General features: G+C 64.3%; 13 protein-coding genes. 8 read left to right on the plus strand and 5 right to left on the minus strand.

What is annotated here, in order from left to right:
* Positions 1-84: 84 nt before the first annotated feature.
* The 3 genes from B7X65_RS06295 to B7X65_RS06305 all read left to right on the plus strand — a co-directional run bounded on the left by B7X65_RS06295 (position 85) and on the right by B7X65_RS06305 (position 4,316).
* Entirely contained in the window at positions 85-477 is a 393-nt protein-coding gene (locus B7X65_RS06295; protein WP_293593438.1) for a rhodanese-like domain-containing protein, read from the plus strand.
* Between the two features lie 89 nt (positions 478-566).
* A complete protein-coding gene (recQ, locus tag B7X65_RS06300) occupies positions 567-2,456 on the plus strand; it encodes a DNA helicase RecQ (RefSeq protein WP_293593439.1) in 1,890 nt (629 codons plus the stop codon).
* A gap of 135 nt (positions 2,457-2,591) precedes the next feature.
* The gene (locus B7X65_RS06305) at positions 2,592-4,316 is read left to right on the plus strand and encodes a 7TM diverse intracellular signaling domain-containing protein (protein ID WP_293593440.1); all 1,725 of its coding nucleotides are present in this window, start codon (positions 2,592-2,594) and stop codon (positions 4,314-4,316) included.
* Positions 4,317-4,393: 77 nt separating this feature from the next.
* Here the strand turns inward: B7X65_RS06305 and B7X65_RS06310 are convergent, their stop codons facing one another.
* Positions 4,394-6,754 (minus strand): ATP-binding protein, encoded by a 2,361-nt coding sequence (locus B7X65_RS06310; RefSeq protein ID WP_293593441.1) that lies wholly within the window; start codon positions 6,752-6,754, stop codon positions 4,394-4,396.
* A gap of 172 nt (positions 6,755-6,926) precedes the next feature.
* On the opposite strand from B7X65_RS06310, the gene B7X65_RS06315 reads away from it, so the two are divergent.
* Entirely contained in the window at positions 6,927-8,129 is a 1,203-nt protein-coding gene (locus tag B7X65_RS06315) for a threonine ammonia-lyase (protein ID WP_293593442.1), read from the plus strand.
* Positions 8,129-8,533, plus strand: a complete 405-nt coding sequence (locus tag B7X65_RS06320; protein ID WP_293593443.1) for a PaaI family thioesterase — start codon at positions 8,129-8,131, stop codon at positions 8,531-8,533. Before B7X65_RS06315 ends, B7X65_RS06320 begins: the two co-directional genes overlap by 1 nt.
* A gap of 9 nt (positions 8,534-8,542) precedes the next feature.
* Here B7X65_RS06320 and B7X65_RS06325 read toward each other — a convergent pair whose 3' ends face one another.
* Together B7X65_RS06325 and B7X65_RS06330 are read right to left on the minus strand one after the other, a co-directional pair.
* The gene (locus B7X65_RS06325; protein WP_293593495.1) at positions 8,543-9,073 is read right to left on the minus strand and encodes an MOSC domain-containing protein; all 531 of its coding nucleotides are present in this window, start codon (positions 9,071-9,073) and stop codon (positions 8,543-8,545) included.
* Positions 9,074-9,132: 59 nt separating this feature from the next.
* Complete coding sequence (locus tag B7X65_RS06330; protein ID WP_293593444.1) at positions 9,133-9,600, minus strand: glycine zipper family protein; 468 nt, start codon at positions 9,598-9,600, stop codon at positions 9,133-9,135.
* Between the two features lie 171 nt (positions 9,601-9,771).
* Between B7X65_RS06330 and B7X65_RS06335 the strand changes: the two genes are divergently transcribed.
* Complete coding sequence (locus tag B7X65_RS06335) at positions 9,772-9,939, plus strand: hypothetical protein (RefSeq protein WP_293593445.1); 168 nt, start codon at positions 9,772-9,774, stop codon at positions 9,937-9,939.
* 723 nt (positions 9,940-10,662) lie between these two features.
* On the plus strand, positions 10,663-12,525 hold the full coding sequence (locus tag B7X65_RS06340) for a phosphoenolpyruvate carboxykinase (GTP) (protein ID WP_293593446.1): 1,863 nt from the start codon (positions 10,663-10,665) through the stop codon (positions 12,523-12,525).
* A 146-nt stretch (positions 12,526-12,671) separates the two neighbouring features.
* Here the strand turns inward: B7X65_RS06340 and B7X65_RS06345 are convergent, their stop codons facing one another.
* Positions 12,672-13,208 (minus strand): hypothetical protein, encoded by a 537-nt coding sequence (locus B7X65_RS06345; RefSeq protein ID WP_293593447.1) that lies wholly within the window; start codon positions 13,206-13,208, stop codon positions 12,672-12,674.
* Between the two features lie 142 nt (positions 13,209-13,350).
* Between B7X65_RS06345 and B7X65_RS06350 the strand changes: the two genes are divergently transcribed.
* Positions 13,351-14,307 carry a LysR family transcriptional regulator gene (locus B7X65_RS06350; RefSeq protein ID WP_293593448.1) on the plus strand — a complete coding sequence of 319 codons (957 nt, stop codon included), beginning with the start codon at positions 13,351-13,353 and terminating at the stop codon, positions 14,305-14,307.
* Positions 14,308-14,380: 73 nt separating this feature from the next.
* On the opposite strand, the gene B7X65_RS06355 is transcribed toward B7X65_RS06350, so the two are convergent.
* Positions 14,381-14,557 carry a hypothetical protein gene (locus tag B7X65_RS06355; RefSeq protein WP_293593449.1) on the minus strand — a complete coding sequence of 59 codons (177 nt, stop codon included), beginning with the start codon at positions 14,555-14,557 and terminating at the stop codon, positions 14,381-14,383.
* Between the last annotated feature and the right edge of the window lie 23 nt (positions 14,558-14,580).

Consider the following 14,580-nt stretch of genomic DNA (forward strand, 5'->3'; position numbering starts at 1 on the left):
TCGGGGGGCAGCGTATTACACGAAGTGAAAAGCGTGGGGGCTCTATTTTCCCCTGACAATAGCGCCTACATCCGAGCCCGACCCATGAAACACCTCCAACCCAAAGAAGCCTGGGACTACCTGCAGCAGCACCCCGACGCCCTGTTTGTCGACGTGCGCATGGAAATCGAGTCGCTGTATGTGGGCCGGCCGCCCGGCGTGGTCAACGTGCCCTGGTACGAATACCCCGACCTGCAGCCCGACCCAACGCGGTTCGCCGAAGCAGTTGAACGCGAGGCCAGCGGCAAGGAGCAGCCGGTCTTGCTGATCTGCCGCTCGGGCCAGCGCACGCTGGCCGCCGGCCAGGCGCTGGAGGTAGCGGGTTTTGCCGAAGTCATCAACGTGGTGCACGGCTTCGAAGGTGAGCTCGATGAGCAGTTCCAGCGCTCCACCCTGAGCGGCTGGCGTTTTGACGGTTTGCCCTGGGAGCAGATGTAGCCACGGATTTTTGATCAGATCCGGCCCCGGCCCTTGTCCCACTTGCGCAAATAGCTCCTTTTTCGATAGCACTTTTAACCTCCTCCGCCTTGTCCCTGCCGCACCCCACGCCCCCTCTTTCCCCGCTGGACATCCTGGGCCAGGTCTTCGGCTATTCGGATTTCCGCGGCCCGCAGCAGGCCATCGTCGAGCATGTGGTCCAGGGCGGCGACGCGCTGGTGCTGATGCCCACCGGCGGCGGCAAGTCGCTGTGTTACCAGATCCCGGCCATAGTCCGGCAAAACGCCGGCCATGGCGTGACGGTGGTGATCTCGCCGCTGATTGCGCTGATGCATGACCAGGTCGGCGCCCTGCACGAGGCCGGCGTATCCGCCGCTTTCCTCAATTCGACGCAGACGCAGGAAGAAAGCAGCGCGCTGGAAAAGCAGCTGCTGCGCAACGAGCTGACCCTGCTCTACGCCGCGCCCGAGCGCATCAACACGCCGCGCATGAAAGGCCTGCTGGGCTCGCTGCACGAACGCGGCCTGCTGAGCCTGTTTGCGATCGACGAAGCGCATTGCGTGAGCCAGTGGGGTCATGATTTCCGGCCGGAGTACCGCTCGCTGAGCCTGCTGCATGAAACCTTTCCCGACGTGCCGCGCATTGCGCTGACGGCCACCGCCGACGCGCTGACACGCCAGGACATGATCGAGCGGCTCAAGCTCGAGGACGCGCGTGAATTCGTCAGCAGCTTCGACCGGCCCAACATCCGCTACACCATCGTCGAAAAAACCGACGCGACGCGCCAGTTGCTGCGTTTCATCGAGAGCGAACACGCGGGCGAAGCCGGCATTGTGTATTGCCAGTCGCGCAAACGCGTGGAAGAAGTGGCCGGCATGCTGGAAGACGCCGGCCTCAAGGCCATGGCCTACCATGCGGGCCTGGACAGCAGCCTGCGCCAGCAACGCCAGGACCGCTTCCTGCGCGAGGAGGGCATGGTGATGGTCGCGACGATTGCCTTCGGCATGGGCATCGACAAGCCCGACGTGCGGTTTGTCGCGCACCTGGACATGCCGAAGAACATTGAAGGCTACTACCAGGAAACCGGCCGCGCCGGCCGCGACGGCCTGCCGGCCAACGCCTGGATGGCCTACGGCCTGCAGGACGTGGTGAACCAGCGCCGCATGATAGACACCAGTGAGGCGGCCAGCGAGGAGTTCAAGCAGGTGATGCGCGGCAAGCTCGACGCGCTCCTGAGCCTGGCCGAAGACACACGTTGCCGGCGCGTGAGCCTGCTGCATTATTTCGGTGAAGACAGCCAGCCTTGCGGCAACTGCGACAACTGCCTGGCCCCGCCCAAAGTCTGGGACGCGACCGAAGCGGCGCGCAAGATGCTCAGCTGCATCTACCGCGTGCAGCAGGCCAGCGGCATCAGCTTCGGCGCCGGCCACCTGATGGACATCCTGCGCGGCAAGGCGACCGAAAAAGTGCTGCAGCACAGCCACGACAAGCTCAGCACCTTTGGCATCGGTGCCGACCTGGCCGAGGTGCAGTGGCGCGGCGTGTTGCGCCAGCTGATCGCCAAGGGCATGGTGCGGGTCGACCCCGACGCCTTCAACACCCTGCAGCTGCTGCCCGACGCGCGCCAGGTGCTCAAGGGCGAAGTCAGCGTGATGCTGCGCGAACAGGCGTTGGGCGGCTCGGCCGACCGCCGCAAGGGCAGCAAAAAGGGCACCAAGACCTCGGCCAGGGGCCTGGCCGAGGCGTCGCTCAACGCCGGCGCGCTGGAGCGCCTGGCCCGGCTCAAGGCCTGGCGCGCCGAGGTGGCGCGCGAGCACAACCTGCCGGCCTTCGTCATCTTCCACGACGCGACCCTGCGCGCGATTGCCGAGCGGGCGCCGCAAAGCACGGCGGACCTGGAGGGCATCAGCGGCATCGGGGTGAAAAAGCTCGAAGCCTATGGCAGCGAGGTATTGCGCGTCTGCACCACTGAAGCCTGACCGGCCGGCGCCGCAGCTGCAGCGAACCGCCGGTCAAGCCAGCGACCCCGACAGTCCATGTCAACACCCTCTGCTGCAGGGCTTGCTGCACAATACCGGCCTGTGGGAGCCAGGAAAAACTTCACTGCCGCAGGAGTGCTGACCGCCTTTGTCCGGGCGTTGCTGGCCTTTGTCTGCCTGCAATCTGCCCTGCTGGCCGGCCCTGTGGGGGCAGGCGAGTTGCTGACACTGGACCAGCAGCGCGCCCCGCTCAACACGCTGCAGGCGCTGGAGTTCTGGCTCGATGTGAAAGCCCAGGCCTCGGTGGAACAAGTCGAGGCCGGTGCCCACACCCTCGAGTTTGCGCCGGTTCAGCGCGGCCGGCCCTACGAGCTTGACAACGCGGCGCTTTGGCTGCGTTTTAACGCCGTGGTCCAGAATCCGCTGACACACTGGAAACTGGAGTTGCCCATGTCCGGTGTCGACAAGGTCACTCTGTATTACCGCGACAGTCTGGGCAGATGGGTGGTTCAACAAGCCGGCGACAGCCTGCCCATGAGCGCATGGCCGCAGCCGGGGCGCTATCCGGTGTTCTCGCTGAGCCATGAGGTCGGGCAGCTCGTCACTTATTACCTTCGCGTCGAGCATGCCCGCATCCCCTTCTCCGCGCTGCCGCGCGTGACAAGCGACGCGCAGGTCACCACGGCGCGTCAGCTGGAACACCTGCTGCTGGGCGCCTATTTTGGCCTGGCGGCGCTGGTCACCGTATTGGCCCTGATCAATGCCACGGCCTATCGGGATTGGGGGTTTGCCACGTATGCACTGTATGTGGCAACCTTTGCGGGCTCACAGGGCGCCTTCTCCGGCGTGGCTGGCCTGTACTTGTGGCCGGAGCTGCCGAAGCTGAACAATATTTCCATTGTGCTGCTGCCATTGACGGCCGCCGCCGCAGCCCTCTGGTTTGTCCGGACCGTCACCACCCCCAAGCGCTTTTCGCGGGCGCTGGACTGGTTCATCGTGGCACTGATGGGATTGCTGCCGGCGGTCGCACTCATCGATGCGGCCTTTCCGACCATCGAAAGTTTTGCCCTCCTCAATATCCTGGTCAGCGCCGGCATGGTGGTTGTGTTGATGGTGGTCGGGGTGTCACTGCTTGAAGGCGATCGCCATGCACGCTGGATAGCCCTGGGGTTTTTGCCCATCATTTTGGCCACCCTTTTCCCCTTGTTGCGCAATTACGGCGTGCTCGCGTCCAGTTTTCTCACCCAGAACGCGCTGATGCTGGGCTCCGCCGTGGAAGCGCCCATCCTGTTTTACGGCCTGTTGCGCCGCGTCACATTGCGGCGCGAGTCCGAAACGCGTGCAACGGCCTTGCCCACGACCGACCCCCTGACCGGGCTGGGTACGGCCAGGCTGCTGCTCGGCAGGCTGCGCCAGGCCCTGCGCACTGCCGAGCGTTACAAGCAACCCTGCGCGCTGCTGATTGTCAACCTGAGCAACCTCCCCAGCCTGCAGCAGCAGCACGGCCGCGAGACGGGCGACCGCGCCATGGTGATGGCGGCCGCACGCCTACGCGCCGCCGCCCAGCCCGCGGACACGGTGGCGCGGGTCGGCGACAGCCTGTTCGCCTTGCTGATGGAAGGCCCCATGAGCAGCGATTCGGTGACCCAGGTGGCCACCAAGATCCTGGCCAGCGGCCTGCGGCCCTCCAGAAAGCTGCCCGAGGCCGACCCGCTGCTTTTCCATATCGCCATCGGTTATGTGGCCGAGTCGGCACGGCTGGGGCCGGATCAGGCCCAGGCTTGCCTCAATCGCATGCTGCAGGCGGTCAAGGAGATGAACGACGGGTCGCGCAAGGCGATCCGCCTGATCCATCTCTGATTTACCTTGCGGAGAAATCGGCCGTTAGCGCGCGCCCATGTTGCGTGAGCAGCTATCCATTTCGCAGCATTCGCAACTCACTGAATGAACCCCATGCCGCGAGCGTCACGCACGTCGGGCTTGATGCGGTGCTCGGCTTCGAGCTGCTCCAGGAATTCTTCCACGCTGAACTCGACCGACAAAATATCGGTCTGGCGCTTGACGGCGGCAAAGTCACCCGGGCAGAGCTGGTTCAGGCGGGCCAGCCGTTCGCGCAAGGCAGCGGTCAGCGCCGCAGTGTCACCGGCCAGCGCTTCCGTGACGAACATCTGCTCGCGCTGGAGCGGCGTCAGCGGCATGAACTTGATCTTGAAGGTAAAACGCCGCAGCGCCGCCTGATCCAGGCTCTCGAGCAGGTTGGTGGTGCAGACAAAAATGCCGCTGAAGCGCTCCATGCCCTGCAGCATCTCGTTGACCTCGGTGACCTCGTAGGTGCGTTGCGCGCCGCGCCTGTCCTGCAGGAAGCTGTCGGCTTCGTCGAGCAGCAGCACGGCTTTCTCCTGCTCGGCCTCGGCAAACATGGCGGCCATGTTCTGCTCGGTCTCGCCCACGTACTTGCTCATCAGGTCGCTGGCCTGCTTGATGATCAGCGGGCAGTCCAGCGCCCGGGCCATGTGTTCGGCCAGGGCCGTCTTGCCGGTGCCCGGTGCGCCATAAAAACACAGCGTCCCGTGACCGCGCGCCTTGAGGGCCTCGACGATGCGCGGGACGTCGAAGCGCGACTCCACATGAAGCATGGACAGGTCGTAGGTGGTCACGCTATGCCGTCCGCCGGCGCCTGCCCTGTTGCCCAGCGCCTGGTCGGCGTTTTTGAGCTGGCGCTCGATCAGGGATTCCATGAGCGCCGTGTGGCCGCCGGACAGGACGGCCGCCATGCCGGCGGCATCGGTGCTGGCACCCGGGCTGCTTGCCAGCTTGGCAAAACGCACCGCCGTGCGGATCTGCGCCGGCGTCAGGCCCTTGCGGCCGGTCAGCCTGGCCACCAAGGCGTCGCTGACGGGCACGCCTTCGAGCGTCTTGCGCACCAGGATCTCGCGTGCGCCCGGCGGCGGCGACTTGAGTTCCAGGTGGTAGGCAAAGCGGCGCCGGAAGGCGGGGTCGATCTGCTCGATGCGGTTGGTCACCCACAGGGTGGGCACCGTGTTGGACTCCAGAATCTGGTTAACCCAGGCCTTGCCGTTGACTGACGTGGCCGCCGGCGCGGACAGCTGCTCGGAGCGCGCCATCAGCTGCGCCGCTTCGCTGGAGATCGGCGGGAACACATCCTCAACCTCGTCAAACAGCAGGGCGGCATGGGCACTGCCCTTGAGGAAGACCTGGGCGATCTGCAGCGAGCGGTAGCGGTCGCGCCCGCTTAGCGAGTTGCCGTCCCGGTCGGCATATTCAACTTCGAACAGATCCAGGCCGGCCGCCTGCGCGACCACCTTGGTCAGCTCGGTCTTGCCCGTGCCCGGCGGCCCGTAAAGCAGCACGTTGACCCCCAGCTCCTTGCCGGCCACGGCATTGCGCAGCAACGCGACGAGCACCTGGACATCCTCCAGCGCGAAGGAGAAATCGGCCAGCCCCAGGCTGCTGCGCTCCACCGGCCGGGTGAACACCGCCATCAACTCATTCTGGTCGCGGTACTCGCGCATCAACACCGGTGGGAGTTTTTCACTGACCTTCATGAGGTCGGCCAGGTCGGTGATGTTGTGCTCGGAAATCAGGTTTTCGACCATGCCGATGCGCTCGAGCCGAGAGCCGGCGCGCAGGGCCTCGGCCACCTCGTTGGCTTTCACGCCGGCCACCTCGGCCAGCGCGGCATAGGCTTCAGGCGCATTGCTGACCTTGAACTCCACCAGCATGGAGCGCAGGTCGCGCTGGTAACGCGCCAGCGTGCCATACAGCAGCAAGGCGCGTTCGGCCTGGTTCAGCTGCAGCAGATTGGCCAGGGCGTCGATGTTTTTCTCGACCAGCGTGGACTGCTTTTTGAGCGCGTGGGTCAGCCAGTCGCCAGTGGCCGACAGCACCGACAGCAGGTCCTTGGGCTGGTCCTTGGCGTATTCGTCGAGGTAGAAGAACAGCGTGCCTTCCTCATACGGTCCGCGCCATGCGCCATGGCGACTCATGAACGCGGCATCACCCAGAGCCTCGTGGCCCTGCCAGAACTCGTTGCCCCTGCAGCGGCGGCCCAGGAATTCACGCAGGCGCTGCAAGGCCGGCAAGGGCCACACCAGGTGCCGGCCCGACAGCGACAGAAGACTGTTGAGGTCGCGCCGCACATTGAACTTGGCACCCTGCCGGGCCGCCAGCGTCAGCACAAAATGCGAACACATCAGGTCCAGCACCGGCGCCTCTTTCAGGCCGGGAGAAAGCAGCAGCGGACCATGCCTGTCAGCACTACCCGAACGCTTGCTCATTGAGACACCTCCGGCCTGGAAGAAGGCCACAGCAGTTACACATGCACCCTGATGACGTATGCCTAACCATAACGCAGCTTCATGCCCGATGGAAGACGCTAATTGAATACCCCCGTGTGAATTGCGCCACAAAACCGCGCCACAATCGACGCTTCTCCCGGAGGCCTTTCCCATGCTTGCTTTGACCGATATTGAGGCTGCGGCGCTTCGCCTGCAAGGCCAGTTGCTTGATACGCCCTGCGTGGCGTCCAAAACCCTGTCGCAAATCACCGGGGCGGACGTTTTCCTGAAGTTCGAGAACCTGCAATACACCGCCTCCTTCAAGGAGCGCGGCGCCTGCAACAAGCTGGTGCAGCTCTCGGGCGAAGAAGGCCGCCGCGGCGTGGTGGCGATGAGCGCGGGCAACCATGCCCAGGGCGTCGCCTACCATGCGCAGCGCCTCGGCCTGCGCGCTGTGATCGTGATGCCGCGTTTCACGCCCGGTGTCAAGATCGAGCGCACGCGCGGCTTTGGCGCTGAAGTCGTGCTGCACGGCGACACGCTGGAGGAGTCGCGCAGCCACGCCCTGGCCCTGGCCGAACGCGAAGGCCTGGTGTTCATCCACCCCTATGACGACGAAGCCATCATTGCCGGCCAGGGCACGGTGGGCCTGGAGATGCTGCACGCCGTCCCCGACCTCGATACGCTGATCGTGGCCGTCGGCGGCGGCGGCCTGATCGCTGGCATGGCAACGGCCGCCAAGGCGATCAGGCCCGGTATCGAAGTCATCGGCGTGCAGACCTCGCGCTTCCCGGCGATGGTCAATGCGATCAAGGGCACACACTACCCCCAGGGCAGCAGCACGATTGCCGAGGGCATTGCCGTTGGCACGCCCGGCGTGATCACGCAAGCCATCATTGCGCGCCTGGTGGACGACCTCGTTCTGGTGGAAGAAGGCGACATCGAGCAGGCCATCGTCATGCTGCTCGAAATCGAAAAAACCCTGGTCGAAGGGGCGGGCGCGGCCGGTCTCGCGGCCTTGCTGAAATACCCGGAGCGTTTCATGGGGAAAAAGGTCGGCCTGGTGCTGTGCGGAGGCAACATCGATCCGCTGCTGCTGGCAGCCATCATCGAGCGCGGCATGGTGCGCGCCGGCCGGCTGGCGCGCATCCGCGTGAGCGCGCGCGACGTGCCCGGCTCACTGGCCAGAATCACCGCCACGGTCGCCGATGCCGGTGCCAACATCGACGAGGTGCATCACCAGCGGGCATTTACCATGCTGGCCGCGCAGAACGTCGACATTGAACTGGTGATCCAGACGCGCGGGCGCGCGCATATTGCGCAAGTGCTGGACGTGCTGAAAACCGCCGGCTTTGAAGCCATGGAGCAACAATGATGAGTATCGAAACCCTGCAAGCCTCCCTGCCCGACTATTTTGCACCCTGGGTACAGGCCCTGGGCCTGCAAGTCGCCTCGTTTGACAGCCAGGGCGTAACCTTGCGCCTCCCGCAGAACCCGCAACTCTCGCGGGTCGGTGGCATGCTTTGCGGCCAGGCCATGATGGCCGCCGCCGACACGGCCATGGTGCTGGCGCTGATCAACCATTTTGGCGCGTTCAAACCCTGCACCACGGTCCAGATGAACAGCAGTTTTCTCAAACCCCTGTCGAACCAGGACGCCCTGATCGAAGCGCGCGTGATACGCGCCGGCAAATCGCTGGCCTTTGGGGAGATCGACATTCGCGGCGCCGACGACGGCAAAAGTGTCTGCCGCGCCACGACAACCTACGCTTTGCTCTAGGGGCGTCTTCTAGCGCAGATGTTTGCCCATTTTGGCGGCAAACAGCTGGGTGATGCTCACGCTGCGCCGGCCCGGCACAAGTTCGAAGCCTTCCCCCGCGCTCAGGGTGCCTGGCGTCAGGACCGACAGGTAAAAGCCGCAAAAGCCGCTCTGCGCCATCAGCCTGGAAGCCCGCGCAAAACCCATGGCGGCATTGAATTTGTAGCAGGGCTCGCGCGGAATACGCACCTGAAGTTCGCAGTGTGGGAACCTCAGCACGTCCCCGGCCCACACCTCGCTTTCCAGCAGCCCCTGGAGCGTGAGGTTTTCACCCAGACTGCCAAAAGGCAGGCTGTCGTCCATCTGGTCCAGGCCCTGTTCGCGGCGCGCAGCCTGCCAGAAGGGGTAGTGTTCTGCCGGGTAGGCATAAACGGCTTTTTCGAGCCCGCCATGCACCGAAAGATCGGCCTGCTCATCACCGAGCAGGCCCAGGGGCAACACAGGCACCGGGCCGGTCAAGGCCTGCTTGCCCATGGCCGTGAGCACTTGGCGCCCGCCCATGCTGACGCGCCGGGCGGCGGCAAGTTGCACGGATAGCACCTGGAGCGAGAGGGCCAAGTTCAGTTCCAGCCAATCACATCGAACCCCTTGTCGGCCAGGCAGCGCTGCACATAGGTGCGGTAGGTACTGCTGGGCCGGTCGTTTCGGAAAGCGCCCTGAACCGCACCGGCCGAACCGCCAACGGCGGCGCCGCCTGCACCGGCACGGAGCACCCCTTCCGTGCCCCTTCCGGTGATCAGGGCACCGATAGCGGCGGCCACGCCGCCAGTGGCCGCGCCGACCCCGGCGCCCCGCGCCACCGCATTGGTGTTCTCGGCGGGTGTCAATCCTGCTGCTGCTGCCCGGGCCATGCAGGCATCGGCCTCGGCACGGCCCTGCGCGTCACCTACGCGATGGAGCGTGGCGTTGGGATACAGGACGGGCCGCGCAGACGGGCTGGCCGAGCCGGTGCTGGCGCAGCCCGGCAAGATGCCCAGCATCAGCGCAAGAACAAAACCGCCGCCCCGGCGCGTCAGATCACATTGCATGCTTCATAACTCCAGAGTAGAACTGCAATAACGCTGCCCGAATGCCACCGGACGACTGGAGAACGGCTTTCCGTCCGCTATGCGGACCGCGTCCATCCGGGCGGCTTGCGGCCGTCCGGGCCAAAAAGGTAAAATCATCCAACTTACTTTCCCCCGTTTGCAGGAACCACCATGTCAAGCCCAGCCGATCGCTCCACCAACGCCGCCCACAGCAGCCCCACGCCAGCCCAGGAACAGGACGCCGTAGAAGCCATTGTGCCGCTGATGCCCATCGTGCTGCCGGTCGCTGGCGGTGTCTTGATGTTCCTGCTGGCCTTCATCGCCATTTACATGGCTTGAGGCGATTCGCGGCCAGGCGCGCATTGTTAAACCTGCGCACCTCGGAGCACTTGGCCAATACCGAAGCTCTTGTCAGACTTCAGTTCACCGCACTGAATCAAGAAAATTGATCCCGATGTCGAGGCTTTCGGCGTAAGCGCGACCTACAGCGCCTCGCCTGTATACATGCGGTTCAGGTCTACGCCTCCGCCTCCGCGGCAAACTTACCCACCCTAACACCTGCCAACCCAACGCCACTGGGTTCGGCCTGATGGCTTCGACCAGGCAGCAACGGCGTCCCAGGACCAGCGGCCACACCGTCGAGAGCCACGTAACAGCGCCCGCTTTAGGCGCGCATCGCGTATTTCATCCCTCCAGGTCACGACTGCCCGAACCCTTCCGTCCTATATGCATAAAGTCATGCAAGTTCTGCATATCTTTTGCCTGTAACGTCCATGTAACCCGTGCCGATGTTCTTAAAATGGCTTTTCCGGCAGGCCGTGGAAGCCTGAAAGGCATGCCACAAACTGCTTTTTCGACTTTGACCCCACGGCACATCCAGACTGTGGCCCGCCTGCAGACCAGGACTTGCCGATCGCAGGCCGTGCCTTTTGTCCGGCTGGTCGAAGCCTTGTGTGATGCGCGCCCGCAAGCCTTATTTCGACAAACGCCTCGCGGCCACAGCCCTGCTGTCTGCGGGCCGGCGTTTTCCGAAATGACGCTTTTTAACTTTGGAGCTTTTCGATGAACCACCCCGCGATGCAAGGGCTGAACCTGAACACACCCGGTTATGTCAAGAACGCCAGGCTCATTGCCTGGGTAGCCGACATGGCTGCGCTGTGCAAACCGGACAATGTGTACTGGTGCGACGGCAGCGACGCCGAGTACCAGCGCCTGTGCCAGCAACTGGTCGACGCCGGCACCTTCAAAAAGCTCAACGAAGCCAAGCGGCCCAACAGCTTCCTGGCCTGTTCCGACCCGAGCGACGTCGCACGCGTGGAAGACCGCACCTACATCTGCTCGGCCGACAAGGAAAACGCCGGCCCGACCAACAACTGGATGGCACCGGCCGAAATGCGCAGCACCCTGCAGCCGCTGTTTGACGGCTGCATGCAGGGCCGCACCATGTACGTGGTGCCCTTCAGCATGGGTCCGCTGGGATCGCACATCGCCCACATCGGCATTGAACTGACCGACAGCGCCTATGTGGCGGTGAACCAGAAGATCATGACGCGTATGGGCAAGGCGGTGTTCGACGTGCTCGGCGTCGACGGCGCGTTCGTGCCCTGCGTGCACACCGTGGGCGCACCGCTGGCCGAAGGGCAGAAGGACGTGACCTGGCCCTGCAACAAGACCAAGTACATCGTGCATTACCCCGAGACGCGGGAAATCTGGTCTTATGGCTCGGGCTACGGCGGCAACGCGCTGCTGGGCAAGAAATGTTTTGCGCTGCGGATTGCCTCGAACATGGGCCGCGACCAGGGCTGGCTGGCCGAGCACATGCTGATCCTGGGCGTGACCAACCCCCAGGGCAAGAAATACCACGTGGCAGCGGCCTTCCCGAGCGCCTGCGGCAAGACCAACTTCTCGATGCTGGTGCCGCCAGCCGGCTTTGACGGCTGGAAGGTCACCACGATTGGCGACGACATCGCCTGGATCAAGCCCCATGCCGACGGCAAGATGTACGCCATCAATCCGGAAGCGGGCTACTTTGGCGTAGCCCCCGGAACCAACTTCCACACCAACCCGAACTGCATGGCGAGCCTGGACAAGAACGTCATCTTCACCAATGTGGCGCTGACGGACGACGGCGACGTGTGGTGGGAAGGCATGGAAAAAGACGGCGGCAGTCTGCCGGCCCACCTGATCGACTGGCAGGGCAAGGACTGGACGCCGCAGATCGCGAAAGAAACCGGTGCCAAGGCCGCGCACCCCAATGCCCGTTTCACGGTGGCGGCGGTCAACAACCCGGCACTTGACCCGGAATGGGACAACCCGGACGGCGTGGCGATTGACGCCTTCATCTTCGGTGGCCGCCGCTCCACCACCGTGCCGCTGGTCACCGAGGCCCGCAGCTGGATGGAAGGGGTTTACATGGCCGCCACGATGGGCTCGGAAACCACGGCCGCCGCCGTCGGCCAGATGGGTGTCGTGCGCCGCGACCCGTTTGCCATGCTGCCTTTCTGCGGCTACAACATGAGCGACTACTTCCAGCACTGGCTGGACATGGAGCACAAGCTCGAAAGCCTGGGCCACACCCTGCCCAAGATCTTCTGCGTGAACTGGTTCCGCAAGGACGAGGCCGGCAAGTTTGTCTGGCCGGGGTATGGCGAGAACATGCGTGTGCTCAAGTGGATGATCGACCGCCTCGAAAACCAGGCCAAGGGCCAGGACACCATTTTCGGCATTGCACCGCAATACGCCGAAATCAACTGGACCGGCCTGGACTTCAGCGCCCAGCAGTTCAACACCGTGACCAGCATCGACAAGGCCGCCTGGACTGAAGAGCTGAAACTGCACACCGACCTGTTCAAACAACTCGAACATCACCTGCCGAAAGAGCTGGGGGAGACCAAAGCCGCGATTGAGCGCCGTCTGGCGGCCTGACCGGCCCCCGGACGAGTCCGGGCGCGGCGCATGATCTGCGTTGCGCCCCCAAGAGCCTGTCGGGCAAGCCGCCCGGACGCAAAAAAGCCACCCGACCGGGTGGCTTTTTTTGTGACAACGCAGGCGCGGTAAGCGCGCCCGGCAACTCAGATGTAGTAGCTGGGGTATGCGCGCAACACGCGGCTACCCAAGTCGATGGGTTTGTCTTCCCGCGCCTTGGCCGCTGCCACGGCAACCACAGGCGGCACGCCAGCCACTTCTTCCGAGACTTCCTGGCGCGCCATGGCGACCTGCAGGTCGGCCATCACACGGGGGTCCGCCTTGGCGGCTTCCCACAGCCGGACATCGGCACGCGCCTGGGCAATGGCGCTGGACCAGGCGTCCAGTGCCGCGAGCACACGCGCCGCCAAGTGGCGGGCCGTCCCGGCAAAAAGGGCGATCACGGAGAAGGCAACCGCCCACATGGCAACCCAAGCCACCAGCAAATGGCCTTCGGCCCAGTTCTCGACGAGCTGGTCAGCCACCACCACCATGGCCGCAACGATGGCTGCCAGCAGCAGACCCGCCAAGCCCCGGGTGCTGTCAAAGCCGTTGCGCAGTTGGCGAGCCGCACCCACGGCCGACTCAAAACGTGCCACACCGGGATGTTCGGCGGGATATTTGATGTTGACAAAACTGGTCATGATGGTTCCCCTGATGAGTGCCACCACCGGTATTGGTTTGGGCACAGACGGATATTAGGGTTAACGCTAATGTTATTCAACTTTATCTTTATGATGCAATCTATTCACAACAGTGATAACTCGCGCTGAATCAGGAAAAATCGTGACTCCACCGAACTTCCGTACCCTGGACCTGAACCTGCTTCGCGTGTTTGACGAGGTCATGGCCGAGCGCAGCCTCACGCGGGCGGCGCGCAACCTGTCGCTGACCCAGCCCGCCGTCAGCAATGCGCTGCGCCGCCTGCGCGAGACGCTGGGCGACGAGCTGGTGCAGCGCAGCGGCCAGGGCATGGCGCCCACGCCGCGCGCACTCGCGATCTGGCCGGCCGTGCGCGAGGCGCTGCAACAGTTGCAGGAGTCGCTGATTCCCAGCACGTTTGTGCCCGGCGAAGCCCATTCCACGTTTGTGCTGGCGATGGCCGACGCAACGGCCGCCGAGTTGATACCGGGGCTGGTGGACATCATGGAGCATGAGGCGCCGGGGGTGTCCATCCGCGTGGTGCCGCTGACAACGCGCGATCCGCGCAAACTCCTTGACGAGGAAGCCTGCGACCTGGCGATCGGCTACTTCCCCTCCGTGCTGGCGGACCTGACGGCCCGCGCCCAGAGCGGCGAGGTCATGCCTTTTTTGCACCAGCGGCTGTATGACGGCGAATATGTGTGTGTGATGCGCGCCGGCCATCCGCTGGCTAGCGGCCCTTTCACGCTGAACCGGTATTGCGCTGCGCGCCACATGCTGGTGAGTTTTTCCGGCCGCCCTTACGGGTTTATCGACGAATCACTGGCGTCGCTGGGCCGCGAACGCAAGGTGGTGCTGACAGTCAACCAGTTCTTCACGGCCGGCCGGGTGGTCGCCAACTCCAACCTCCTCACCGTGCTGCCCCGCCACTTTGTGCGGGTCACGGGCATCGCCGAACAGCTGGTGTTGCGACCCCTGCCCTTTGACGTGTCGCCGGTGCATGTCGATGCCATATGGCACCGCCGCGCCCAGCAGCACGGCGCCCATGTCTGGCTGCGCCAGGCCCTGGTGCGCGCCGCCGACAAGGCCTTTTCAGGCTGACGCTGCCGGACGGGGCATCACCCGGCCAAACCTGCGGCCACAACGGGTCGCCGGCGTGAACCTTCAGGGCGTATCAGCGGACCACGCTGAGATAAGCGCGCGCCGCACGGCGCAGTTCCTGGGCCTGCTGCGGGTTGCGGCCGGCCCGGGCTTCGGCACGTTCCATCAGGTTGTGTGCCACGCCGTGAACCGGCGCCACGGCGCGGGGAAATGGAAGAAAACGGAAAACCTGCGAAAGAAGGGTGTACATGTCTTGGCGCCATCCCGTGGCGA

This window comes from Polaromonas sp. 39-63-25 (genome assembly GCF_002278925.1).
Taxonomy (GTDB): domain Bacteria; phylum Pseudomonadota; class Gammaproteobacteria; order Burkholderiales; family Burkholderiaceae_C; genus Polaromonas.

Excerpts from the sequence above, each read along its gene's own strand:
- B7X65_RS06295 (WP_293593438.1), top strand. The coding sequence starts at position 85 with ATGAAACACCTCCAACCCAAAGAAGCCTGGGACTACCTGCAGCAGCAC.
- B7X65_RS06310 (WP_293593441.1), bottom strand. The coding sequence starts at position 6,754 with ATGAGCAAGCGTTCGGGTAGTGCTGACAGGCATGGTCCGCTGCTGCTT.
- B7X65_RS06315 (WP_293593442.1), top strand. The coding sequence starts at position 6,927 with ATGCTTGCTTTGACCGATATTGAGGCTGCGGCGCTTCGCCTGCAAGGC.
- B7X65_RS06320 (WP_293593443.1), top strand. The coding sequence starts at position 8,129 with ATGAGTATCGAAACCCTGCAAGCCTCCCTGCCCGACTATTTTGCACCC.
- B7X65_RS06325 (WP_293593495.1), bottom strand. The coding sequence starts at position 9,073 with ATGGGCGGGCGCCAAGTGCTCACGGCCATGGGCAAGCAGGCCTTGACC.
- B7X65_RS06330 (WP_293593444.1), bottom strand. The coding sequence starts at position 9,600 with ATGCAATGTGATCTGACGCGCCGGGGCGGCGGTTTTGTTCTTGCGCTG.
- B7X65_RS06335 (WP_293593445.1), top strand. The coding sequence starts at position 9,772 with ATGTCAAGCCCAGCCGATCGCTCCACCAACGCCGCCCACAGCAGCCCC.
- B7X65_RS06340 (WP_293593446.1), top strand. The coding sequence starts at position 10,663 with ATGAACCACCCCGCGATGCAAGGGCTGAACCTGAACACACCCGGTTAT.
- B7X65_RS06345 (WP_293593447.1), bottom strand. The coding sequence starts at position 13,208 with ATGACCAGTTTTGTCAACATCAAATATCCCGCCGAACATCCCGGTGTG.
- B7X65_RS06355 (WP_293593449.1), bottom strand. The coding sequence starts at position 14,557 with ATGTACACCCTTCTTTCGCAGGTTTTCCGTTTTCTTCCATTTCCCCGC.